The sequence below is a fragment of the Ruegeria arenilitoris genome (genome assembly GCF_013031355.1).
GTDB classification, from domain to species: domain Bacteria; phylum Pseudomonadota; class Alphaproteobacteria; order Rhodobacterales; family Rhodobacteraceae; genus Ruegeria; species Ruegeria arenilitoris_C.
In genome coordinates this window covers 100,975-125,860 of the sequence record NZ_WPZO01000010.1, presented here as the reverse complement: position 1 = coordinate 125,860, position 24,886 = coordinate 100,975, and the positions used below count along the sequence as shown (strand labels likewise).

The 24,886-nt window shown below is 56.2% G+C and carries 18 protein-coding genes and 2 pseudogenes; 5 read left to right on the top strand and 15 right to left on the bottom strand.

Annotated elements, in window-relative coordinates; all coding sequences use genetic code 11:
* Positions 1-70 precede the first annotated feature (70 nt).
* From GOX63_RS19200 to GOX63_RS19165, 8 genes are read right to left on the bottom strand one after another with little or no spacing between them, the layout of a single operon-like run.
* On the bottom strand, positions 71-637 hold the full coding sequence (locus tag GOX63_RS19200) for a prepilin-type N-terminal cleavage/methylation domain-containing protein (RefSeq protein WP_170328190.1): 567 nt from the start codon (positions 635-637) through the stop codon (positions 71-73).
* A complete protein-coding gene (locus GOX63_RS19195; RefSeq protein WP_170328191.1) occupies positions 634-990 on the bottom strand; it encodes a prepilin-type N-terminal cleavage/methylation domain-containing protein in 357 nt (118 codons plus the stop codon). The genes GOX63_RS19200 and GOX63_RS19195 overlap by 4 nt, the downstream gene beginning before the upstream one ends.
* Positions 983-1,378 carry a pilus assembly FimT family protein gene (locus GOX63_RS19190; RefSeq protein WP_302478379.1) on the bottom strand — a complete coding sequence of 132 codons (396 nt, stop codon included), beginning with the start codon at positions 1,376-1,378 and terminating at the stop codon, positions 983-985. Before GOX63_RS19190 ends, GOX63_RS19195 begins: the two co-directional genes overlap by 8 nt.
* Positions 1,365-2,624 (bottom strand): type II secretion system F family protein, encoded by a 1,260-nt coding sequence (locus tag GOX63_RS19185; protein WP_170328193.1) that lies wholly within the window; start codon positions 2,622-2,624, stop codon positions 1,365-1,367. Before GOX63_RS19185 ends, GOX63_RS19190 begins: the two co-directional genes overlap by 14 nt.
* Positions 2,621-4,627, bottom strand: a complete 2,007-nt coding sequence (gene gspD / locus GOX63_RS19180; protein ID WP_170328194.1) for a type II secretion system secretin GspD — start codon at positions 4,625-4,627, stop codon at positions 2,621-2,623. Before gspD ends, GOX63_RS19185 begins: the two co-directional genes overlap by 4 nt.
* On the bottom strand, positions 4,627-5,130 hold the full coding sequence (locus tag GOX63_RS19175) for a hypothetical protein (protein WP_170328195.1): 504 nt from the start codon (positions 5,128-5,130) through the stop codon (positions 4,627-4,629). Before GOX63_RS19175 ends, gspD begins: the two co-directional genes overlap by 1 nt.
* On the bottom strand, positions 5,127-5,690 hold the full coding sequence (gene gspM, locus GOX63_RS19170) for a type II secretion system protein GspM (protein ID WP_170328196.1): 564 nt from the start codon (positions 5,688-5,690) through the stop codon (positions 5,127-5,129). Before gspM ends, GOX63_RS19175 begins: the two co-directional genes overlap by 4 nt.
* Positions 5,690-6,715, bottom strand: a complete 1,026-nt coding sequence (locus GOX63_RS19165; protein WP_170546825.1) for a PilN domain-containing protein — start codon at positions 6,713-6,715, stop codon at positions 5,690-5,692. The genes gspM and GOX63_RS19165 overlap by 1 nt, the downstream gene beginning before the upstream one ends.
* An 87-nt stretch (positions 6,716-6,802) precedes the next feature.
* Here GOX63_RS19165 and GOX63_RS19160 point away from each other — a divergent pair, with 87 nt between their 5' ends.
* Positions 6,803-8,386 carry a GspE/PulE family protein gene (locus tag GOX63_RS19160; protein WP_170328198.1) on the top strand — a complete coding sequence of 528 codons (1,584 nt, stop codon included), beginning with the start codon at positions 6,803-6,805 and terminating at the stop codon, positions 8,384-8,386.
* A gap of 339 nt (positions 8,387-8,725) precedes the next feature.
* On the opposite strand, the gene GOX63_RS19155 is transcribed toward GOX63_RS19160, so the two are convergent.
* From GOX63_RS19155 to GOX63_RS19135, 5 genes are all read right to left on the bottom strand, one after another.
* Positions 8,726-9,193, bottom strand: coding sequence for an SMI1/KNR4 family protein (locus GOX63_RS19155; protein ID WP_170546823.1), 468 nt, complete (start codon positions 9,191-9,193; stop codon positions 8,726-8,728).
* Between the two features lie 11 nt (positions 9,194-9,204).
* Positions 9,205-9,930 (bottom strand): RHS repeat-associated core domain-containing protein, encoded by a 726-nt coding sequence (locus GOX63_RS24160; RefSeq protein ID WP_367647219.1) that lies wholly within the window; start codon positions 9,928-9,930, stop codon positions 9,205-9,207.
* A 288-nt stretch (positions 9,931-10,218) separates the two neighbouring features.
* A complete protein-coding gene (locus tag GOX63_RS19145; RefSeq protein WP_170328200.1) occupies positions 10,219-10,545 on the bottom strand; it encodes a hypothetical protein in 327 nt (108 codons plus the stop codon).
* Positions 10,532-19,843, bottom strand: a complete 9,312-nt coding sequence (locus GOX63_RS19140) for a PKD domain-containing protein (RefSeq protein WP_170328201.1) — start codon at positions 19,841-19,843, stop codon at positions 10,532-10,534. The genes GOX63_RS19145 and GOX63_RS19140 overlap by 14 nt, the downstream gene beginning before the upstream one ends.
* Before the next feature lie 114 nt (positions 19,844-19,957).
* Positions 19,958-20,680 (bottom strand): hypothetical protein, encoded by a 723-nt coding sequence (locus GOX63_RS19135; RefSeq protein ID WP_170328202.1) that lies wholly within the window; start codon positions 20,678-20,680, stop codon positions 19,958-19,960.
* Positions 20,681-20,707: 27 nt separating this feature from the next.
* On the opposite strand from GOX63_RS19135, the gene GOX63_RS19130 reads away from it, so the two are divergent.
* From GOX63_RS19130 to GOX63_RS24245, 3 genes and pseudogenes are all read left to right on the top strand, one after another.
* Entirely contained in the window at positions 20,708-21,238 is a 531-nt protein-coding gene (locus GOX63_RS19130; protein WP_170328203.1) for a prepilin peptidase, read from the top strand.
* On the top strand, positions 21,235-21,663 hold the full coding sequence (gene gspG, locus GOX63_RS19125; protein WP_217356240.1) for a type II secretion system major pseudopilin GspG: 429 nt from the start codon (positions 21,235-21,237) through the stop codon (positions 21,661-21,663). Before GOX63_RS19130 ends, gspG begins: the two co-directional genes overlap by 4 nt.
* A gap of 178 nt (positions 21,664-21,841) precedes the next feature.
* Positions 21,842-22,875 (top strand): annotated as a pseudogene (locus GOX63_RS24245) (IS30 family transposase).
* A 173-nt stretch (positions 22,876-23,048) separates the two neighbouring features.
* Here GOX63_RS24245 and GOX63_RS19115 read toward each other — a convergent pair.
* Positions 23,049-23,291 (bottom strand): annotated as a pseudogene (locus tag GOX63_RS19115) (NADPH-dependent FMN reductase); the annotation flags it as partial.
* Positions 23,292-23,334: 43 nt separating this feature from the next.
* Positions 23,335-23,823, bottom strand: a complete 489-nt coding sequence (locus GOX63_RS19110; RefSeq protein ID WP_170328205.1) for a luciferase domain-containing protein — start codon at positions 23,821-23,823, stop codon at positions 23,335-23,337.
* Positions 23,824-23,927: 104 nt separating this feature from the next.
* Here GOX63_RS19110 and GOX63_RS19105 point away from each other — a divergent pair, with 104 nt between their 5' ends.
* Complete coding sequence (locus GOX63_RS19105) at positions 23,928-24,794, top strand: LysR family transcriptional regulator (protein WP_170328206.1); 867 nt, start codon at positions 23,928-23,930, stop codon at positions 24,792-24,794.
* Positions 24,795-24,886: the final 92 nt, after the last annotated feature.

Below are 24,886 nucleotides of genomic sequence, written 5' to 3'. Positions count from 1 at the left end.
CGCGACCGAAATCGGCAGGCATCGGATTGCGGTCTATCGAGAAGTCAACCGAAACCGTTCCAACACTCACCTAGTTTAAAAGAGGTTTTACAATGAGTGTGTGCCAATTTGATGGGGCACCTTTGGTGCTCTCAATGCGTACCAAATCCGGCAGGCGCGCGACATTCACCCACTCCGCCGCCCAGGCCGGGTTCTCGGATTGGGCGTCGAAATACGAAAACACCGGGTCGATACCAGTGGCAATCGTCGCGGTGTGAACGGCCAGAAGGTCACCATCGTCGTCCATCCCGGATGCGATCACAACGAGATTTCCCGCATTATTTTCCACCAGCACCCTTAGGGCGGCCGCTTCCGAGGCGAACCCTTTGGAATGGGTCGTCGTAAATTCCAGCCGTCTTACCTCTCCGACAAAATTAACGGGATATGGTGTAATACCGGATGCCGGCGAGGCGTTGGACAACCAAGACCGCAGGCGTGTTTTCAGTGCAATCTGCTCATAATGTTCCGGATCCAGCCGCGCCCGGTCATAGACCGACACAGCAAAACTGACCGCCCCCGTCAACCCCACGGCGATCAGGGCAAGTAACGCCAGAGCGATCAAAAGCTCGAACAAGCTGAGGCCGGATCGTGCGTTCATTCCAGCACCCGTATCTCAACGGCTTGAAAAAGCACGCCGCCCGCAGCATTTCTGACTTCGACCGTCACTTCCGCCAAGTCAACGTCGGACGCTGTGACTGAATAGGGTTCGATGCGTTGGTAAAGGGTCCAATCCTCTACCCAGTCTGAGCTTTCGCCCGGGGACACAGCACGGGAAACCCCCAACTCACTCAGCCTCGAATACGCGATATCTGCCGCCTCGGCCCTTCTGAAACTTGAGCTGGAGCGCTCCAGAAACTTTGCCTGGTGCGGCAAGATTGCGGACAACACCATCGTCATGACCGCAAAAGCTATCAGCACCTCGAACAGAGAGTACCCGGCCCGCCTACTCATCGCGGGAGCTCCTTGAAACCAGTCCGGTCAACGAAGACAGCACCAGGGTTTCCTGCCGGTCGCCCTCAGCCAGACAAATCTCGGGTCCGATCGCCGTGCCGTCCGGGTAAAAGCTCCACGCCAACAACTCACCACCACAGTCCAATACATCGATCCCAACCGCTCGGTGCGACCTGATCGCCTTGAGGCGCGCGTCGCTGACCCGCGAGATAAATTCGGAAACCTTCCGGTTCAGTTTTATCTCGTCCGACGGCGGACGGAACCCGGCTGCAGAAATGGCGAGGACCATCGCAAGAATGGACAGTGAAACCATGACTTCGAACAGAGAATACCCTGCCGAATTTCGGGCATGTGCTGGCCGAGGAAGGGTACCGTCAGAACGCAACATCGTTCAGAGACATAATGGCGGAAATTGTGGACATGATGACCCCTCCGACGCCAAGACCGATGGCCAAGGTAAGAACAGGAGTGATCAGCCGAATGGATTGAGCGCGGATTTGAGAGCTGCGCAAACGAAGGTCTTCGACGAGGCGATCCAGAACCTGAACCATCTGATCCGAAGCTTCCGCGGCTTCAATCATCGCCACGGTCATTGGATCAATGAGCGGCGTTGCCTTGAAAGTGGATGAGAGCGTATCCCCGGCAACTATCCTCTCCTCGGACTGTTCCAGCAGAATCTGATAGGCGCGCTGTCCGGTAGCCTGCCGCGCGGTTGCCACTGCGCGGGGCAGCGTGGACCCGCTGGAGATCATCATAGTAATGGCGTCGAGGATTTTCAGGGTTTCCGAAATCCGCAGATATCGACCGACGACCGGCAGTTTCAGCAAAACCGGATAGAGGGCGGTCTTTATGCCTGCCTTGAGAAACTGCCAAACAAGAAACACCCCGGCACATAGAACAAGAACCACGGGCCATTTGTCCAGCAGCAGATCCCGAAGTTTCGTCATCGCTCCGAGGATGAATGGCGGGTCAGAGGCGGCATTGTCGAATACCGGAACAAGCGTCGGCGCCAGATAGAACACCAGCAATGCCATCACGAAAAGGGACATCACGATCAAGATAACGGGATAGATCATAGCAGAGCGGATTTCTCGGCGTTGTTTCGCCTCACTTTCCAGCCCAGCTGTAATCCGGGCCGCGACGCTTCGCAAATTGTTGGCCCTTTCACCAATCTCGATCATGGTGATCAAGCGTTCAGGGAAATAGCCACCCGCTTCGCGCATCGCATCGGCCAGGGTCCTGCCGTCCGCCACGTCTTGCTCAAGCCGCGCAACAGATTGGGCCATCTTTTTGTCGTTGATATTCTCGGAGCAAAACCGCAGAGCCTGGCGCAGGGGAAGATGGACGTCCAAAAGACTGGCGAGAGATTGAAAAAAGTGTTCCAAGGCCGCAGGCGCCGCCTTGGTTTCACCTGCCCCGAAGGAAATATCCCGCTGCCACCAAGGCAGCTTAAGCATGCCCTCTTCTATCGAGACGGGTTGCAGCCCCTTCCCTGTCAGCGCGCTCAGAACCGCAAGCTCATCCGCAGCCTGAAGCTCACCCTTCTCGAGCTGCCCCAAGCTGGTGTAGGCGGTGTAAGAGTAGCGCGGCACGTCGGAATATCCTTTTCTAGCAGACAGTAAGTGTTGCGTCATTCCGCGATCCTGTGGCCTACGGACTGCGACGGAATTCCTTGCAGCAACAGCCCGTTCGCGCCCGATATCCGACCGCGGAGCTCTTGCGTAATCGATTTTGCCTCCTGCCCGTTTCTGACAACCTTGGGGGTAATCAGGATCAACAGTTCTCGCTTGCCGACATTGTCTTCACGGTTTCTAAACAACGTTCCAAGAACTGGAATATCACCTGCACCCGGTACCTTGGTATCCGTACGCGTGCGGCTGTCTTCGATCAGCCCACCAAGCGCGATTGTCTGGCCATCGTGAACCACAACGTTGGTTTGCACCTTGCGCGTCGAAATCGTCGGGCTGTCGATGCCGGATGTGGTCGTGTTCTGGACGCTGCTGACTTCCTGATCGATATCCAGAATAACTTGCCCGGATTGGGCAACCCGTGGCTTTACCGTCAGAATAATACCTGCGTCCCGATAGGCGATCGTGTTGATGATCGGGGCATCCGGGTTGGTCACGTCCTGTGATTGCTGGGTCGCGATCGGTACTTCGTCGCCGATCTGTAGTCGCGCCTCCTGATTGTCCAAAACCAGCAGGTTAGGTGACGAGATGATATTGACATCCGTAATGGACGCCAGCGCATTGATCGCAACCCGGGCCGAGCTGGTCTGGAACAACAGGGACAGGCCCGGGAAGGTCGGGGCAACTGCGCCATTGCTGGCATCCGTAAACACGTTGTCCCAGTTGCCTTGTTCAAAGAACCATCGCAGGCCGAAGTTCAGCTCGTCCCTTAGGGCCACTTCAACAATTGTAGCCTCAAGCAGAACCTGAACCGGCACGGTGTCCAATGCCTGCAGGAGGCGCGAGAAGCTTTCCTGTTCGGTGTCATTGCCCCAGACGATGATCGCGTTCTTTGCATCATCGGCCACCACACGCGGTGTGCCTTCGCCAGAACCTTCGTCGGCTTGCGCGATATCCTGCAGCATCTCACCCAGGATCGGAGCTAGATCCTTCGCAATGCGATGTTGCAAGTTGTAAACTGCGGGACGTCGGCGTGCCCCCCCTGCAGTTCTGTCCAAATCCCGGATCCATCGTTCGGCTTTAGCAAGGTAGGTCGCGCGCGTGCTGACAACAATAACTGCGGACAGCCGCTTGCTTGGAATGAATGTCACGACATTTTGCAGGCTACCGCCATCTTCTGTCTCGAAGATGAGGTTCATCTCCTCAACGACAGCTTCTGGTTCCGCAGCTTTCAATCGGTAAAGCCCAACTGACTTTCCCTTCAGGACGTCCACATCGAAAAGGTTGACAGCATCAATGGCTGCGGCCATTTCGTCGCGCGCACCGGAGATCAGGATGATGTTGCGATTGGGGATCGGCATAAGCTCGACAGTGTCGCCTACAATCGGCTCCAACAATCTGATCATCTCGGTGGTGCCGATGAATTCTAGCGGAACGGCGACCAGTCGGGCACCTATTTGCTGCGACTGACCAAGTGGCGTGACCCGCCGAGAGGACCCTTTCAACGGAACGATCGTGATCAGGTCCCCCGATGTCTGAAGCGCAGCGCCGTTGAAGCCGAGAACAATTTCAAAGGTTTCGAGCAATGCCCTTTCGCTGAGCGGGCGCGTTGTCTGTAGTGTAACGGTGCCCTCCACCCCGGGTTTGATCGTGTAATTCTTGTTGAGCGCATCCCCAAGCACGGCCTTGGCAGCCTGTTCAATGGGGACATTCACCAGGTTGAGGGTTATCGCGCCGTCATCCGACACTTCTACGATTTCTCGGCGACCACGAGTCGAAGCGAGAAACTCGTCAGTGCCCAGATACCGCCTTTCCGGAGCAGGTCCGTTCAAGGCAAGCCGCAAACTGTCGGTACCCGTCTGTGAAGACCCTCGATACGTGGAGTCCTTGTTGGCCAGGAACCGGGAACTGAAACCGCCTTCAGAGTTTTCTTCGCCGCAGGCCGCAACCAGGACCAGGCTCAAAGTGATGAATGCCGCCCGAAAGTGGCGCAGAATGTTCGACATCATTAGTACATCTCAAATCGAAAGGTTTCAGTGGCCAGCTTTAGTTCGACCCAGTTCGACCCAATGTCGGACACGGTCCAACCGTTGACCTTGGCGCCAAGCTCTGCCCATTCGGGACTCGCCTCAGCTGCTGAGATCAGGGCCTTGCGCCCGTTGGTGTCCACCATCACACCGTGCAAGGAAACAGCTGGACGTTCAGAGGACGGGGTCGATTCAACCACGACAACCGCTTCCTGTTCCGCATCCGTTTTTTGCGGTGTGATGGGGCGGCGTTCGGGTGCAAACAAGGGTCGTTCAACAATCGCCGCATAGTAGATTTTCGACCGCGGTGATCTTGCGGTATTGTCCTCTTTTTCAAGGACATGCGTTTGGTTTTCTTCCACCGCAGCCCTTGCGTCGACCCGTTCGGGGGACGAAACGGTCACCCGGACGGCAACATAGCAAGACAGCGTGGCCGCAACCGCCAGTAAAGATGTCCCGCTTATGGCAAACAGAAAGGACTTCATTCGGCAACCGTCTCTCCGAGATGAATGGGGGCAATCAACTCGAGTTGAGCATTCAGGACAGGCTGCGTCTGATCACTCGCTGCCCTTCTGAGTTGCCGCAGCGAGGCTTTGTCAACCAGTAAGGCCGGAGACGAATATTCGATCCGCTGCAGGAACCCCAGAACCTGATCCAGCGTCGCTTCAAACTCCAGCCGAAAACCCGCAGCGTCAACAGACGCGACGCGTTTGGTTTTCAAAGGCGTTATCGATCGCAGACTCACACCGCTTTCCGCGGCTGACGCTGACAGAGCGGTTTGTATCTGGGCTGTGACGGTGCCTATCTGATCGGCTCTCCAAAGGAAATCCTGATCCTTGTTCTGAGAGATCCGTGAGCTCTGCTGTTTCAGCCTGTCAATTGATGTCTGCATCCGTTGTATTTCGGACAGTGTCTGAGAACGGGCCTCCAGCCCGCTGGCCTTCCACGAATTCAACGGGGCAACGATGACAAACCAGATAAGAGCGATGACTCCGGCGCAAACAGCAACTGCGCCAAACACGGATATCAGGCGTTTGCGGCGCACTAACCTGACACCCCAAGATCAAGTGTAATCTCGAACTGTTCCGTTCCACGGGCGGTGCGCGATACGGATCCGCTCAAACGCGGATTGCCAAAACCAGAGCGCTTCCCAAGTGACAATACGGTTTCGGCGGCAGAATTGCCCGCTTCTCCGGTGAGAACGACGTGGGAAGCGTTGAAGGTTAGGGCTGAAACCCAGACATCGTCCTTCAGGCTTACGGTCAGCTCCCTAATAGTATCCAAAAGCAGAGGTCTCAGAAGCACTGCGTCGATAAATGCCGCTTTCTGAGCTTCCGTTTTCCGGATGTCTTCGACTTTGCGCCTTTGCAAAAGTGCCTCGGTCCGCAATGTTTCGAGTTCAAATTTAAGGGTCCGGGTTTCGGTGCGAGCAGACCAACCGGGGTAAAGCCACGCAGTGATCAGAGCGAGAACCGCCACAGAAACCAAAGCCGCGTTCAGCCTGCGGAAGCTTTTGCGACCTGGCAGGATCTCATCAGAAAAGTCGGCGACAGGGATTGGCGCAGTCTCATTGTCCACAAACAGTTTTCTTACCCGGTATCCGTTATTCTTCAGATTGAGCCTCCACGCCTCAACATCTTCGCACCGAACGATCCATTGCGATACGCTTATGGCACCGTCCCGAATGGCGGGCGTTCCCAATTGCCAATGAATATTGCCCAGTTCAAATGGTGTCCGGCTTCTGAGGTCGAGCAGCGCCATTTCTTCCAGCTTGCCCCGCGCTGAAAGCGGCAGAGTCAGAGATCGCTCGAAAAAGAAGCGTGCTGGAATAAGAATGTCGACAACGGCATTGCCACCCCCCTGCCCTTTTTGCGATATTTTCTGCAACAACGCGTCGATCGAAAGGGTGTTGTTTTCTTGGTCCAGATGCGATGCGCGGAACTTTATGGACACAGCTATGGGTTGACCCCAAAACATGGCGCCTGCCCATTCCGGTGCCAAGCCGGCCACCCAATCGGTCAGCTTTGCTTTGACATTGTCCAATGCCCGCCTGATCATCTGTCTGCTCATTATTTTGGGCTGTTTGCCCCTATTATCCCCCTTGTCTACTCCACAACTTTAAGCTTTGACAGTATTTTATTAACAGGGGGATAGGTTGTGACAAATTTGAACCCGCCAGAGTTTCTTGCCTGGCTCCAAGATAATGAAAAGATATCACAAACGGCTCTTCAGCGGGCGGAAAACGCGAGCCAACGAACAGGAACACCGATCGAAAAGACCCTGCTTGAATTTGGCCTCCTGGACGAAGATGATCTTTATCGGGAGCTTGCGGACTTCCTTAAGCTGAAATTTGTCACGGAAGCGGATTTTGATCTTGGACTGGCCGAGAGTCTTTCGATCCCTCGGGATTTCTTGAACAGATCTGAAATTCTCCCTGTGATTGAAAACGACACGGCTATTCTGGTGGCCACGTCAGACCCACGAGCGCACGAAACGGTCCAAAGCGTGGGGTTTCATCTGAAACTGCCGGTTCAGATGGTGATCGCGACCCCGACGACGATCAAAACCTTGCTGGCCCAAAGCGATCCCGCAAGCGACAGCAAGGATGATGTGTCGGACTATGACATCGAGCGCCTAAATGCTTTGGCCAATGACGGACCTACCATCAAACTGGTCAATGACATTATTGCGGATGCCGTCCGAATGGGTGCATCAGACGTTCATATCGAGGCTGGTGAAACCTCGGCGGTCATCCGTTTTCGGATCGATGGTCGCCTGCGCACCGCCAGAACCGTGCCGGAAGGTCAGAGGGCCTCGGTCATTTCCCGGCTCAAGGTCATGGCCGACCTGAATATCTCGGAAAAACGCAGGCCGCAGGACGGGCGAGCACATATCTCGGTACGCGGCAGTGTGATCGACATACGGATGTCTACCCTGCCCACGCAATTTGGCGAAAGCATCGTTCTAAGGTTGCTCGACCGATCCAATGTTTCGTTAAACTGGACAGCATTGGGTTACGATCAGGCGCGCATCGATCAGATCGAACGCATAGCGAATATGCCCAACGGTGTTTTTCTGGTGGCAGGCCCCACGGGCAGCGGCAAAACCACGACGCTCTACACCGCCTTGAGCGGCCTGAACTCCACCGACCGCAAGATCGTCACGGTGGAGGATCCGATCGAATACACCCTGCCCGGGGTCAATCAGGTGCAGGTTGAACCGGCTGTTGAGATGACCTTTGCGCGTGCGCTGCGCGCAATCCTGCGGCAGGACCCAGACGTCATCATGGTCGGTGAAATCCGGGACCACGAGACAGCGGAAATTGCCGTGCGCGCCGCTCTGGTTGGAAGGTTGGTGCTCTCAACCATCCACACCAACGACTCACTTTCGGCAGTAACGCGGCTCATCGATCTCGGGATACCGCCCTATCTTCTATCGGCCACATTGCGGGGTGTTTTGTCACAAAGACTGGCGCGCACAATTTGTACGACCTGCCAGGGAGCCGGCTGTGAAAGCTGCGGGAACTCAGGAACTAAGGGGCGTACAGTAGTATCGGAACTTCTCGAAATTGATGCTGCCGTGAGTTCGGCAATATCCGAAGGAAGTACAAAGAGCGTCCTGTCTCAAGCTGCGCTTAAGCAAGGGTTTCAAACGATGCAGGATCAAGCCAACGAGTTGGAGAATACCGGTAAAATAGACGCGCGTGAGCTCAACCGGGTTTTAGGAACAGATTTTAGTTAGAGTATTGCACGGCCAGCACAAAGCACGCTGATTGGGCAAACGCAAAAGACAAACGGCGTAGCGATCAGTTGGTTATGAGCGTTGCTCTCATAGCCGGAGGAATTGTTCGAGAAAGTACGGTTGCCCTCCTGGTCATACTCATAGTCTTCGATCGGCACCGGTATGCCGCCGTCGATGGCGGGATGCCCTTGTGGACCTGCTACCCGAACGGTTAATGTCATCGAAGGAGATGTGCTTGGGTTTCGCGTATGCCAGCGCCGAGAGCAGACCATTGCTCTAGACTTAAGGTATTGAGTTAGCAATAAACCAATTTCCCTGGTCAAATGCCACAGATCTTCACTATGAATCTACATACAACATCTCAATAAATGCACTGAATGAACCTGCGACTTTTGAATATGCTTCCATATTGCCTCGATTGCCAAAGGACAAATTGTCGTCTCGCAACCAAACTGAACCATAATCGTCATCATTCAAGGAAACACTAACAATATCTCCGAAGGAGCTACTTGCAATGGGGAGGTGGTTTACAAGGTTGTTACCAGCTTCGGTATCAGTGATATAATTTTCCATTAAATCACAAGATTTTACGGGATCATTTATGCTGAAAAAGGATTTTACCTCTTGTTCTTTTCCCTTGGCGTCTTTGTAGATCAAAGACTGCCATTTGGTATTATTATACTTCAGCAAAAACGCTTTGTAGGCATCTGGGAAGTGGCGACCCACTCTTTCCTCTATTTCTTTGATTGCGGCACTATCTGTTGGCTTGGGAGGTCGTATCATTTCGAAAGAATCTAGCTTACTCATTCCTACTTCCTTCATTTGCAGTTTTTGACGCCGCCACCATGTCCTGTTTTTCTGTGGGTATCTTCATCTACCAACTGCATACGCTTACCATCTTGATGATGGTGCCATACGTACCCATCTGGCGTCCCCGAAAGTCCAGCAGCCTTGTTAGCAGCCCGTGCGTCCACCCCACGTTTTCCTGTCACGGTTATAGTGACTTCAACGGCGTACTCAAAGATTGGATATCCTTTCGAGTCGAAAGGCACCTTGGTTTCAGGATGCACGCTGTTCGCGAGCTTGTTGTTTCTCTTCGAGTCAGGGTAACACTCACAATTCGGATCTGTTTCCGGATTACAATCCGAACCATCGTCATCCGAGGAGTCATCAGTGTTGCTTGCAGAACTATCGCTATTGCCGGTATCCGCTACAGAGTTTGGTATTCTGACTTGTCGCAGAATGTTCGCGATACGGTTGGCAAGGGAAGCTATCCCACGGGCTATCGGTGGTATTGCGGCATTCCGTATACCTGTCTGTCCCGCGTGGTTCGCTGTCGCCTCGGCTGCCAACCCACTTGGATCGGCCCAATTGTATGGGTCACTCCAAGTGTACGCATAGAGGTTCAGGTCACCTGCGGCGAAGCCGATGGGATCTCTTTGGATGAACTGCCCTGTTGCGGGATCGTAGTGGCGAGCGCGGTAGTAGATAAGCCCGGTCTCGAGATCGTGCTCGCGGCCTGTGTAGCCGTAGCGCTGCTCGATGGTGTTGACGTTCTGGGTCTGGTTGCCGAAGGCGTCGTAGTCGTAATCGGCTACGACGGCGCCGGTGGAGGTCGAGACTGCGGTCAGGATCGAGCCGAGACGATTGGCAAAGAGCCCATAGGCCGAACCGGAGCCTGCATCGGTGGTACCGGCATATCCCTCGAAGGCCAGCGGCTCATCGGTGCGGGGCCCGTGCAGCCAGCGTTTGGTCAGCGTGCCGTTCTCAAAATCGAGCGCTGTGTCATTGGCCGTGGTGGCGTTGGCGCTCCACGGGCTCTAGACGAAGGTTTACTGACCCTGATCCTTTGAAACTGAAATTGCGTACAGTACCATTGACAACGTCTTCAGTAACATAATTGGGCTGCTTACCCCATTTTGCAGTTCAATCGACAACGAGTACAAATCAAAGTGCAAATCACCAAAAGCTGCACCTGCCCATGGCTCCGAGTTTGTGTCGAAAAGAGCGCCATGATCAAAAGACCAATAGTACTGCAATTGAGACAAATCAATTGAACCCTCATCGGGTTGCACTTTGCTCAATGCTTCTTCTAAAAGGGTTAGAATTTCTTGAGAAGAAATACTTGTTGCGACCATTCGCTCTTCATCGCATTCCATTTTCTTTCTCGCATTGTTGTACCCTTACAGTCCATTGCATGACTTGCCTTCTAAGCTCGATCGTTCTGTTTACAATATGGAACATATCAAAAAGGACATTACCAGTTAATAGTCCCATATTGTCGCCAGCATAAGGATTAGCAACATGTTCGTTGAATTTCTTTATATGTCTTCGCAATTGCTTCCTTAGGCCCTTGCACGGATCTGGGCCTTCTGGTGGCTGAGACGTTGGTACGGCATCTGACATCGGGACCGGCCAAACACCTGGCTCAATCTTTGACAGGGCAGCAGATATGGAAGATGCGAGATCAACAATGCTACCGAATAGTCCGCTTTGCCAAGCAGCAGCGGCAGTCAAACCAGCTGTAGCCATTGTGAGGTTACGATAAGGAGCCGAAATCGCAAGACCTGTCTGATCAGCCCAGGCATACGGGTTGTTAGCCACGTAGCTATAGATGTTCGTGGTTCCCCCAGAAAATCCAATTGGGTCACTTTGAACAAAGATACCTAGTCGGGGATCATATGCTCGTGCGCGATAGTAATAGAGGCCACTCTCTGCATCATATTCCCGTCCGGTGTAGCCATAAGGTTGAATCAGCGTCCCAGATGTTTGAGTGACTTGGCCGTAGCCATCGTAAATGTACGATGAGACCACTGAACCACTTACTGGATCTGTCACCCAGATAACCGAGTTTTGGCGATCCGAGTACATTACCCGCTCTGAGCCAGAGCCTGCATTTGAAGAGTTTGTGTATGCTTCGAACCCAACTGGCTCATCTATGGAATTTGAATGAGCCCAACGACGCGTGAGTATTGCTGGACCGCTGGTGTCAAATTCCATAGTGATATCGTCATACGCGAGTACGTCTTCAGTGGAGATGTCATAGACGTAAGCCGTTGTTTTTCCATCCACGGTTTTTGCGATCCTGCGTTCCATCGCATCATATGCGTAGGTGGCGGTTGTGGTGTCCGAACCATATCCGATCAGCCTGTTCTGACTGTCATAGGCATAGGTCTCGACCGCGTCGGTGACTTTGTGGGTCCGGCTGATACGGTTGCCACGCAGGTCATAGGCGTAACGATAAGTGTCATCCTCAAGCAGCTGGTTATGAGCGTTGCTCTCATAGCCGGAGGAATTGTTCGAGAAGGTGCGGTTGCCCTCCTGGTCGTACTGGTAGTCCTCGATCGGCACCGGCACGCCGCCGTCGATGGGCGGGATGCCCTGGCGTACCTGCACCAGGCGGTTGAGGTCATCATAGGAGATGTGTTTCGACTGCGCCGGGTCGAGCCGGTCGAGGATCGTCGTCAGCTGGCCGTCGGGGTCGTAGGTATAGCCCAGATCGGTCAGCGTAACCCCGGACTGCGCATGGGTCAGCGCCGAGAGCAGCCCGTTGGTATAGGCATAGGTGGTTGCCCGGCCGCTGGTGGAGTTCAGCGATGTCCGGCGGCCTTCATCGTCGTAGCCGAAGCTGTAGGTGCTGCCCCAGGGCGAGGTCAGGTCGGTCAGCCGGTCCTCGGCATCCCAGACATAGGTGGTGGCACCGCCCAGCGAGTCCTCCATCCGCGTGCGGCGGTCGAGCAGGTCATAGCTGTAGGTCAGGGTGACCTGCGGCTGCGGCCCGACGGTGCCGTCGGTGGTGGTGGTGGCGACCCGGTTGCGCGCGTCATAGGTGAAGGTGACGAGGCTGTCATTGTCAGCAGCCGATGTCAGGTTGCCGCGCGGGTCATAGCCATAGGTCAGCGTGTTGTCCGGGGTCACCACCTGAGTGCGGCGGCTGAGCCCGTCATAACTGGCCGTCTCGACGATGCCATCCTCACGGGTCAGCGTGCGCAGGTTGCCCCGGCTGTCATAGGCCTGGGTCATGGTCTGGTTGATCGGGTTGGTGCGCGAGACCATGCGATCCAGCGTGTCATAGGCAAAGCTGGTCACACCGTCACGGCCGTCCGTCACGGTCGCGATGTTGTCGCGGCTGTCATAGGTGAAGGATTTGACATGGCCTTCGGGATCCGTGGTCCGGATCAGACGGCTGACATCGTCATAGGCGTAAGTGTGGGTCTCACCATCACCATTGGTGTGTTCGACCACTTCACCGGCCGTGTTGTAGACGCGTTGGATCAGGCCTTCGGCCGGGTCGTCGATCGCCACGAGACGCTCGAGCCCGTCATAAGACATGGTGGTGATAAGTCCGGTCTGGTCGGTCACGGTTTCCAGGTTGCCGGCGGGCAGGTAGGCATATTGCGTGACCCCGCCGATATTAGCGCCATCCGCACGGGTGACTTCGACCGACAGCACACGGTTCAACCCGTCATAGCTGCGCCGCACCTGCCGCTCGTCGGACGTACCAGCGGCCTCGGCGATAACGGTTGTGTTGCCCGCCGTATCATAGGTCATCTGCGTGACCGAGCCATCCGCATAGGTGGTGCTGGCGAGGTTCTGGTCAGCATTGTAGGTGAAGGATGTGACGTTGCCGTTCTCGTCCGTCCGCGTGGCCAGTTTGCCCTCGGGCGTATAAGTCTGGGTCTGCGCACCACCTTCGGCATCCGTGATCTTCGCCACTTCGCCGAATTCATCATACTCGTAAGACGTGGTGAACCCGTCCCCATCGGTCATGGTCAGGACTTTGTTGTAGGTCGGCTCATAGGTATACGAGGTTGAGCGTTCCGCCGAGGTGCCGACGGATTCCGTCATCGTCTCGACATTGCCGAGACTGTCATAGGTGATCGTGTCCACGCGCACACCACCGGGGGCGGTCTCGCTGGGACGTTCAACCCGGACCGCGAGGTTCTGCCCGTCCCGTTCGATCTTTGTCACCCGGCCCAGCGGATCGGTGGTCTGAATGACCGATCCGAACTGGTTGACGATCACTTCGGTTGTCTGGCCCTTGCGGTCGGTGACCGTGGTGACCCGATCTTCCGGTGCCACATAGATCAGCGGGCTTGCCGCAGGGCCGCCCAGACCATCGACCAGTCCAAGGGAAGACGCGACCTGATTGGCAACGCTGGATCCATCCGGCAGGGTTGCGCCCTTCAGGTTGCCCATACCGTCATAGGTATAGCTGGTGACATTGCCATTCTGGTTGGTCGTCGAGACCAGATGACCATTTGCGTCATAAGCGAAGCTGACCTTGGACCCGACGGGCTCCGTCACCTCGTTGAGATTGCCAGCGTCATCATAAGCGAAGGAGGTAACTCGGCCATCCGGATAGGTTACAGATGCCAGACGCCCCAGCTCTTCATAGGCAAAGCTGGTGACGCCGCCTACCTGATCGGTGATGGTCGCGAGGCGGCCGAGATCATCATAGGCATATTCCTTGCGGTTGCCCTGCGGATCCACCGTTGCCGTTTGCAACCCGTTGGCATCATAGAGAACGATATTGCCGTCCTTGTAGCGCCGCTGCCAGCTGCCATCGTCAAGCCGCGATAGGGTCGAGAACTCGCCCTGCCCCGAAACAAACTTGCCTGTCGCCGAGGGTTTGGAGAAATGCACCGTGACTGAGAAGCGCTGCGTCGACAGCAGATCCAGGCTGCCATCGCCATTGATATCGGCGAAATCGGTTCTGCCAAACCCATAGTTAAGCAGGCCGCTTTCAAACGGCTGGAACGTCCCATCCCCGTTGCTGATATAGACGAAGACCTGCCCCTGGCTGGTCGTGATCAGATCGGTCAGACCGTCGCCATTGGCATCTCCCAGACTAACGACTAGAGATGCGTTCGCTTCGGGTGGACGGGCCAAGATCACCGGGTCTGCGAAAGCCTGCCCTGTGGTGTTGAGCAACACCTGCAATTGCGTGTCCGAACTGTAGGCCAGATCCAGCTTGCCATCGCCGTTGAAGTCATGCATCTGCGCAAAGTCGCCCAGGAAATTCCTGCCACCATTGCCCGCACGCAGAATCCGCCGCGTATAGCTGCGATTGCCGTTGTTGAAGACAAAATCGACACCTTGGGTCGTCCGGTAGGCTACGTCGACAAATCCATTTCCATCCACGTCGCCGGTCATGACCTGAAGCGTACCACGACCACTGAAGCCGTAATAAGAAATCCGGCTCAGAGTGCGGCCATTCGAGCCACCATAGCTGACCCAGATCTCATCGTTCCGACCAAAGAACGACCCTGTGTTGGCTCCGTAAACGATGTCCTCAAAACCATCCTGATCCAGATCGGTAACCTTGAGGTCCTTTGCACTGCGCCCGGAACCCACGGCCTGGAACGCATCGGTCAGGTTCCCAAAGCCGTCATTGGCAACGTAGCCATAGCCCTGCTGCAATTGCAGAATATACGCCACATCTGTCGCGGCATCATTGTTCATCTCACCTAGGGCAATGTTTGCTAGGTTCGGATACCAGACCCCTGTTTGTGTCACATCGCTGGGGTTGGCGATTTTGATAGAACCCTCTTGCCGGAAGTCCTTGTCCCTGTAATTGATGATCGACTTGATAGTTCCGGTACCGCTGTCGCCGAACACGACGTCCAGATCACCGTCGTTGTCCAGATCAACTGCTTTTATCCCTTGTGCGCCGTTGGCCGGGAAGACGAGTGGTTCGTCTTCAAACTCGGTCAGGGTGGGCTCAGGATCGAATGTGGTCACCCCGTCATCGTCGATGATCGAGACTTTGCCATCGGGCCCTTCCACCAGCTTTTGCAGATCGTCGATGGCCCAGCCATTGCCATAGGGGCTGTTGCTTTCGTTCTGCACGTAGAACTCGGCCATATGCGTGCCGCCCACGGTCGAGCAGTCATACATTGCCTTGCTGTTGAACGCATAGGCATAGCGCCCCGAGGTCAGTCCCGAGCCGTCAACCGGCATCGACTGGCGCAGGGTGACCTGTTCGCCGATCAGCGCCGGGATGGTGCCGTCCAGACCTTCGCGCGGGGTCCAACTGCGCCCGTCGCTGATCGACAGACCGCCCGCTTCGATGCGCGTTTGCAGCGCCACCGGCAGCGAGGCATCGTCGGCGATGGTGACATCGCCGGCCACGATGATGGTCGGGTTGGCCGCCTGGCTGTGATAGCTGAGCGCAATCTGTTGCGCTTCACCGAAGGCGGTATAGCCCGGCAGGGTGTAGCTGGTGGCGTTGTCGCCCTCAAACGGGGTGAGATACTTCATACCTGTCGGCTGATCCGCCGACACGACCGTTTGCGGCGCCTGCGGCAGGAAGGTGAACAACGCACCACCCGAAACACCTGTCAGCGTTCCGCTGACGGTTGCCGCCCCGGAATCCACGTTTGCATCGGCTGCCCGCCGGAACAGACCATTCAACTGGCTGACCCGCCACATCTCCAACCGGGTCTGCTCCGGCAGGTTGTCCAGGTTCGGACCAGAGATTGTCAGGCCTTGGGTGAACACCGCACCGGGGGCATCCAGCGCGTAAATCCGGCAGGCCCGAGTGTCTTCGTTGAAGCCCGGATGCTCAAAAAGCTGCGGCAGGGAACCCAGACAGACATCGCCTGTATAGGCACCGCCCCCATCCGCCTGTACGGAATCGGCGGGAATGGAGACCGTCACACCGGACGTGGTACCGGACAGAACCGTCGCCTGCCCGGCAACAACCGTTGCGCAGCCATCGGTCAGCGGCACGAGGTGGAAATCCGGGGTGATATCGCGATCCTGGTTCTCGGTCACCGTAATGACGCGGGTCTCGCCCAGATATCCGCCCGGGCCCCCAACCGCAGAGGGTTCCACCTCGACCTGATCGGTGCCAGCCTCAAGACTGCCAAAGTTGAATGTCCCGTCGGCCGCAGTGGTGGTCATCAGCGCGGCATCGCGCAGGCGGACCGGCATGTTGGCCAGCGGCGTGACGGTGCCGGCTGCAAAATCGACCGCATCCAGCACACGACCGTGAATGGCGGTATCCCCGGCGGTGGCCTCCACAACCTCGATCGTCAGGGTGGCCTCGTCGGTCAGCACGCCGTCCGACACACCAACCGTATAGGTGTAGGTTCCCAACTGCCCGGTCTCGGGGCGGAACCGAACCGCACCGTTGTTGCCATCCAGCGTGACGCCGGTTGCCAGCGGCAGCGGCGTGGCAAAGAAGCTGATCGGATCACCGTCCGGGTCGCTGCCTTCAAGATCAAGCGCCAGCTCCAGACCCAGTTCGACCGTATAGCTGTCGCGCAGCTGTCCCAGAACCGGGGCTGCATTCAAAGCACTGGCATTGACGGCAAGCGTATGCGTGGCCTCCAGCAACCCGTCGGACACCGTAACTTCCAGAACATAGTCCCCGGGAAGGTCAGCGATGAAACCGGCCTGACCATTACCGAGGTCTTCGAAAAACGGCTCGGACCCTGCGGGCTTTGTGGTGACCGTATAGGCATAGGTGAGCAGATCGTTGTCCGGGTCATTTGAACCAGTTGCAGAGTAAGTGATCTCCTGTCCCACATCGACCTGATCGGGACCTTCCAGCAGGGCCACCGGCGCGCGGTTGGGCGCGGTCACGGTCCATGTGACAGGGGCGCTGTCGAACTCGTAATCCGATACAACCAGGCTGAAGACATACTCGCCCCGGCGATCGGGTGTGAAGGTGATGGCAGGCTGGCCCTGCCCCGTAAGCCCGGCCGTGCTGCCCTGCGGAGCGGAAACCAGCGTCCAGGCATAGGACAGAGCATCACCATCTGGGTCCCCTGAGCCTGCGGCACTGATCGAGGCAACGTCACCGACAAAGGCTTCGGTATTGCCCAACACCGCGGCCACCGGTGGAGAGTTGACCACTTCGACAGTCACAACCGAGGGCTCGGCGATCATCGCGCCGTCTGTCGCGGTGATCTGAAGCAGATAGACACCCACCCGGTCCGGCGCAAAGCTCAGAGCGTCACCCGGCACAATCGGCGCGCCAAGATCCGCAGTGCTGTTCGACGGGCGGGCAATCAGCGACCAGCCATAAGTCAGGCTGTCCCCATTCCCGTCATGGCTATAGTCCGAGGCATTCAGATCCACGGTCTGGCCCGAGACCAGAGAAATCTGCGACCCCGCCGCCAAAACCGGACGCAGGTTCGTGTTGCCGACAAAAATCGTATCCGCCAAGGACGCGCCCGCAGAATCCGACACGATCAGCTGAACGACGCCCGACCCGGGACCGGTACAGACTGGGTTGTTGCGGTTGAACGGGTTCTTCTTCACCCGGTCATCATCGCGCGCAACCCCATCGACATAGGCGTACATACGGGCATTGCCGATGTTATCCGTGGTCACGTGCAGCGAGGTACGACCGGGAACGGTCCAGGTGCCGTGCGCCGTACCATTGCTGTCCTGCAAGGTGACATCGCGCGTATAGGTCTGTTTGTTCTCGACCTCCCAGACCAGGATATCGCCTTGCATACCGGCCTGCCGGCCACGGGAGTGCAGGGTGAACTGAACCGGCTCCGATGCGCTGGCACCAGAGAGATCCGCAGGTTGGCGAATATCGAACTGGCAGGTGTCGCCCGTGTCTGAGCGTTTGAGATGGTAGACTTCGTTCTGACGGATCACGTCCCGGAACCGGCCTTGCCGGATGCTCAGCCCGATCTCAGGCAAGGCCAGAGAGGCATCGGTAATCTCAACGCTTGAGCCATCCCCCATTAGCCCCAGAGAGGACCAGGCATAGGTCAGACCATTGCCGGACGACAGGGTGCCGTCCAGTGTCAGCTGACCACTGTCACCCGCCAGCCGATCCCGGCCTGCGTTGGCTGCAGGCAGCGGCGGGGTCACCATGACCAGAGCCGTCGTCGGAACGCCTGCGACTTCATCGTCTTCAACGCTCAGTTGCACGACATAGGCACCGGGCAGGTCAGGGGTCAGCACTGCCGTGCCAGTCTGCTCACTACTGATGCCCGCAGTGCTGCCCGACGGTGCCGAGATCAGCGCCCAGCTGTGCTGGATGAAATCCCCTTCCAAATCGTAGCTTTGCGAGCCGTCAAGTGTCAGGGCCGTCCCGACCTGCGTCGACGTCACCGGCGCAATACGCGCGACCGGGCGCAGGTTCTTGTTCGCACCGGCAACAACCAGAATATGGTCCTGCGCGGAAAAGCTGCCGTCAGCAACATCCAGAGCCACCAGGTAATCACCGGGTTGATCCACCGTCACCAGCGACAACCCGTCGATATCCGTGCTGATCTGCGGCGACGAAGGTGCCGGCGCGACCAGTATCCCGGCGTCTGCCACCAGAACATCGCCATCGATATCGGTCGACGCGTAAGGCTCGATGGCCAGCGGGACGCCAGTCTCGGCATGAAGTTGATCGAAGCGGGCAGATGGGACAGGCGCCACGATGCGGCCCCCTACCCCTTCGTAATAATCCACTCCGCGCGCTTCTAGATCGGCGCGGGTTAGCGCGTCACCCACGAGGCCGGTCAGCGTCACCGATCCTCCTGCAGTGCCGAAGATGAAAGTCAGATCCGATTGGGCCGGATCCGGCGAGACCCGTGCATTGGTGGTCGTATCCGTATCAAGCTCCAGCACATCGACAAGCGCAAGGAACTCGGTCGGGCTGCTCGCGCTATACGTGACGCCATTCAGAGTTACGGTCAGCGTGTCAGCAACGGCACCGGTGCCGTCATCCAGCACAAAACCCGTGATTAGGTCATGGGTTCCGGGCGCAGCCAGCCGCTCTCCCAAAGCAAACGTATCAGCAACACCTGCCGCAGCCGTCTGGGTCACCTCGTAGCTGAGGCGATAGACATCGGTGGTGCCGCTGTTCGGCAGAAAGCTGAGGTCGAGATACTCCGGTGCGGACACAGCCCCCGCCGGGTCCTGCACCGTCAGGGCAACCCGATACGTGCCTTCAAGATCCAGCGAAATGGCCGAAAGAGGTCCGTCACCCGTCACCTGCGCAGCACTGCCCGCAGGCGCAGACTCGATTCCCCAGCTATAGCTGAGCGCACCGCCCTCCAGATCGAAACTGGCCGAGCCGTCCAGCGTCACTGGGCTGGATCCGTCCGGCGCCCCACGCACCCGCGCGCGCGCCACGGGTGGAAGATTGTCCGAGCCAAACACAACGTCAGACGTGGCAACAATCGCACCCGAGGCATCGGTGAAGGAAACCCGTGCCCGGTAGGTGCCCGGAATGTCGAGCAGGACCTGAGGTCGCAACACAGTCGCGTCGCTGAAATCGGCAACACTGGCAGCTGGGCGGTCGATCCAAGTCCAGAAAGGCTGTAGCGCAGGCCCGGCCGGAAGCACGACCCCGTCCACGGGATCGAGTGTGATCGTCTCACCGGCAACGGCTTTTATCGGAAGGGCGGTATCTGCAGAGGCATCAAAAGCTGAAAAAGCAATTCCGGCGCAAAGGAAAGTGGTCGCGCAAAACGCGCGGTGCAAAAAGCCCATTCCGTATCCCTCGTTAAAACAACGATTTTTTTGGAACCGTACTACCTAAAGGAGATTTTGCAACAAGTTTTTTCTAACCTCAGAAGTACAACCGATATCACTCATTAAGCACACTCAATACAGCTCAAGGATGCGGACCTCTGCGCCCGAACCGCCCAAATGAACGACCCCGATCGAACGCTCAAAACGCCCACCCTCCCAGAGATCAACCCGAAACGTCGTACCCGACGCTGGTGTCTGCCATGAAACGGGAAACTCAGAACCCTGCACACCGCCAAGTGATACAGACCCAACCAGCCGCTCGACCAAATCTCCAGGCGCCAAGTCAGGCGCGACTCCAAAACGACCGGAATGAACCGTTGCGTATTCCTTGAGGCGAAGACCGTCTTCATACGGGATCTCCGCGACCCGGGCAAAATCGGCAACACTGTGCAGCCTGTAGGGCGTGCGTCTCCACTTCCGAAACCGCTCAACCGCGTCGCTAGGAATACTGAGGGAAGCACACAAGGCATCCAACAAATCAGGCGCGGCAGTGTTGAGATCAACCAAGCCACCAACGTCTTGCATCACGAGCGCGAGTTCACGGCCGCCCTGTTGAAACACCAATGGCTCGCGCGGGTCAACCTGACCCACTCCTTCGCTGAACACGTCAAGCGCCAGCTCTGCCATGACCCTGTTTTCCTGTTGTCGCGATCCTAGCTCCAATTCAGCTTCGCTGGTTGTCAACTTGGTCAGGAAACGGCTGCTTGTGATTGCAAAAAGCAGTGCCACAATGCTGAGTGTCGACAACACGACGATGAGGGCAAAACCTTGCTTTCGGTGCCTGCTTGCAACCATCAACGTGACTCCCTATCAGCTTTGGATATGCAAACGTTCAGGCTCGTCCTCATTCATCTTCTGGTTTACGGCTTGCTTGCCGCCATATCAATGCCCTCGAACTGGCTTGCAATTCCACTGGCCGTTTTGCTGATCTGGATCAGCGTTTGGGATTTCCTGACGTTTGAAATCTCTGATCTGGCAGCCCTGTCATTGGTACTGTCTGGTGCGCTGGCTCTGTATGGCAGTTCAGAATTCATGCTAATAGACCGAATATTTGGGGGAATTCTTTGGCCGCTGCTGTTCTGGACTGTTGCCGAGCTTTACCTAAAAACACGTGGCGTTCACGGGCTGGGCTTTGGTGATGTTAAACTCATGGCAGGTATCGGCCTCTGGTGCGGGGCCTATGGAACGATCTACGTAGTTCTGACCGCAGCTCTTTCCGGGCTTGGGGCGCTAAGCCTTCTGGCTGTTGTGCGTTCGACATCACTTACGGAAATTGGTCAATCAAAGGTTGCATTCGGACCGTTTCTTTGTCTCTCTGCATGGGGTGTTTGGTTGCTTGGAGGCAATACGTGAAACGCAGGGCTCATGAGTGGAATGCACGCAGTGGCGTCACTATTCTGGAAGTGCTCATTGTACTGTCCATTATCGCCATGATCGCTGCGGTAGCTGGCCCTAGGCTGATCGGGTATTTGGGCCGTGCCAAGTCTGAGACGGCCAAGCTGCAAGTCCAACAGATCGGCAACGCATTGCAGCTCTTCTACATTGATACGGGTCGCTATCCGACAAACTCTGAAAGCCTGACCGTTCTCGTAAACGCTCCTCCCGGTGACCCAACCTGGTCGGGGCCCTATCTGGACAGTGAAGATGGCCTGATCGACCCTTGGGGCCGCGCCTATATCTACGCTGAACCTAGCGATCAGAGTAATCCTATTGTTACCAGTCTGGGTCGCGACGGCACACGAGGGGGGAGTGGCGAAGATGGAGATATTTCAAGTTAATGACTGCCAGCGAAAAAATCACGAACTTCTGACTTGCCACCCCTATACGCTGCTTTCAAACGCTTTTTGGTCAATTGTACATAATTTAGCTTATCTGTGTCACAGTTTGTGGCGGGGTACATTCTAAACTGGCTCGCGACAAATGCCCTATCTTGCTGATAAGCAAGGAGAACGGAAATTGACCCGCACAGAACTGGATCTGCGCGAACGGCGCGCAATCGAAGATATGTTGAATGCGAAGTTACCTGTCAGCAAGATAGCTACGGAGATCGGACGGCATCGCTCAAGTGTGTATCGCGAGATCAAACGCAACAAGTTTTCTGATGAAGAACTGCCGCACTTGAACGGATACTATGGTGTGAATGCTCACCGCTGCGCAGTTCTCCGTCGTGCCCGCCGTCGCAAACTGGTCCAGTTGCCCGAATTGAGAGATGCCGTGATTTCCCGGCTCAATGAAGGCTGGTCCCCGGAACAGATTGCCGAGCGCCTACGCTTCGAAGGCCAATCTGTGACGGTGAGCCACTAGACAATCTATGCTTATGTCTACAGCAGCGAAGGTCTATCCGAGGCGTTGGCCAGGTATCTGCCGGATCGGCGGAAGCAGAAAAAACCACGTTATGCCAGACGGCCCAGAGGCCTTGTTTTCCCGCCGGATCGCTCAATTCATGAACAGCCTGACTGCGTGAAAGATCGCGCCACATTCGGTGAATGGGACGGCGATCTGATGGTCTTTCGCAGGGAGCACGGCAAGGCCAACGTGGCCTCGCTGGTTGAACGCAAGACCCTAAACGCTTTTCTGCTCCGCAACAATGACCGCAGTTCTACGCACCGAATGAACCGTTTGATGAGTATTCTGGAACCCCTGCCCCGGCCAACGCGCGGTTCAATCACTTTCGCCCGTGGCATCGAGTTTTCCAGTTGGCGCAGATTGGAAACAGAGATCGGCACGACGTCTTGGTTCTGTGATCCGCAAGCGCCCCTCTCGGCAGTCTGTTGCGCAGGCGCCTACCGGGCAAAGCGTGGCAGAAAGGATCGGTCGAAAACCTGAACAAACGCGCTCGGAGATACCCGCCACGGGACACGCCCGTGGCGGCGCTCTCATATCGCAGTATGAAGGCGATTTGCGACCGCCAGAACGGAACCCCAAGAAGGTGCCTTGGGTGGCGAACTCCAACTGAAGCATTTGGAGAAGAGATAATGAAACTGAGATAGCGGAACCCGTCGCAACGCCCCTTGAGTCAACAGCCATGTAGTCCCTTGGCCTTGGGATCACGCGTATACTTCCGAGCCCGCCTGGAGAAGCTGCATGATCCCCACCGGCTTTCCCCTGAATGCGGCGCTCGCGGCATCCTCACCTTTCGGGCGGGACATCCAAAGAAAGGCATTCACCAAGAGAGCGGAATGGATCTGTTGTATTCCGGGATCGCGATAAGCAAAGCGTCATGCGCGTTGAATGCAGCTTTGAGTGCGCGCATCGTTTCCAGCAGGTCAACGGCTTCTTCATTGTCTCCGTTGTAGACGGCCGCAGGGTAGTCGGCGAGATCAATGAATGTCGCTCTTCCACCTGCCGTATCGATGGACTTGGCACTTTCAGCGGCTAGCATTTTGTTGATAGATGCCTTACAAGCGCCGCCTACAAAAAAGTACTTGCTTCATCTTCCTCTCCAATTCTCAGTGATGATGGCTGCGGCTGTGCCGGTTTACCCCTGATGCAACCGCATGCTCATAAGAGGCCTGAATAATCATCTTCACGACTTCTAGGTCCGCCGCATTGCGGGGTGCGTAAACCATGATCTCCTTGATTCCGCGGTCATGCAGAGGGTGCAGTTCGCCCCATCCAGCCTCGAGCACAGTCTTTTCGTCTGCTTCGGAAAGAACGAGGTGGAGCGAACCGTCCGCATGCGTGTGCGCAAACTCGCGACCGCCACGGGGAAACATGAAGGCGTTTTGAGACGCTGGCACGGATTCATCCAGCCACAGGGCGCGTGACGACGGAAGAGATATCCGCGAACGTTCTTCCCGAACGAGATCGAACGTCTCGAACGCCCATTTGTTTAGAGCATCATAGATGTCGCCGGGGCTCTGATCTGAAAACTGTAAATGAGGCGGTTGCGCTCCGGTTTTGGGCTTGGGCCCCGTTCGGTTTGGAATAGTCAGCACCGTCTGATCCTCTCCACAGCATTGAAGTTGGACCTTTGATATTTCGTTTCGCATTTTGGCAGAACACGGTTAAAATAGAAGGCTTAGTTTTGGAAAGTAGAATAATGAATCTGCAAAACTCGATGCGCGCTTTTGTGGAGGTTGCCAAAGAAGGCGGCCTGGCGAAAGCAGCAAAGAAGATGAAAATTTCGGCCCCAAGTATCACCCGACTGATCGGTGACTTCGAAGCCTGGGCAGGCGCACCGTTGTTGGTGCGAACGACCCGGCACGTCTCCTTGACGGAAATGGGTGAAGCGTTTCTTCCACGATGCATCGACATTTTGGACAATACTCAGTCGCTGAAAACTTTTGCAGAATCCAGTACAGAATCCTTATCCGGAACCCTCCGTGTTACGGGTGCGCGAGTTTTAGTGCGTAGCGTCATCGCGCCACTATTGCCTGCATTTCTAGCCGCCTATCCGCGCCTGAAAGTACATCTCGACACGACCGACATGCTGGTCAATGTGCTATCTGAACACTTTGACCTAGCGATCCGGGTGGGTGATCTGCAGGACAGTACTTTGGTCGCAAGAAAACTTGGTCAATCAAGGCTGGTTTTGACAGCCTCACCCGAGTTTCTGGCTCGGCGGGGGACACCGCAGAGCATTGCGGACCTGAAGAATTTTCCTTGTCTTACCGACACGATCCCGCAATTCGGTTCGGCTTGGCCAATTGGTGGCAACAAATCCCGGCTGGAGGGGCCGGCATCGGTTTCAGACGGCGAGATTGTGCGTGACCTGACGATAGCCTCCCAAGGTTTGTCTTTGCTCCCTAAGTTTGTTGTGCAAAAGAGCCTCGATAGCGGGGCGTTGGTTCAAGTCCTGGCGGATGAGAAAACACCTGATTTGCCGATTTATGCTATCTTCCCTCCCAAACCCTATGTTTCTCAGTCTGCGCGTGCCTTGGCCGAAGCGATTGCCCAAAGCCTGTAAGGCTTGTTATAATTCCGATTGGCGGAATAATATATTTCATTTTTCTATCATTCTTTCAATTTTTGGACGGTCTTATTCTTGTTTCAGTGAAA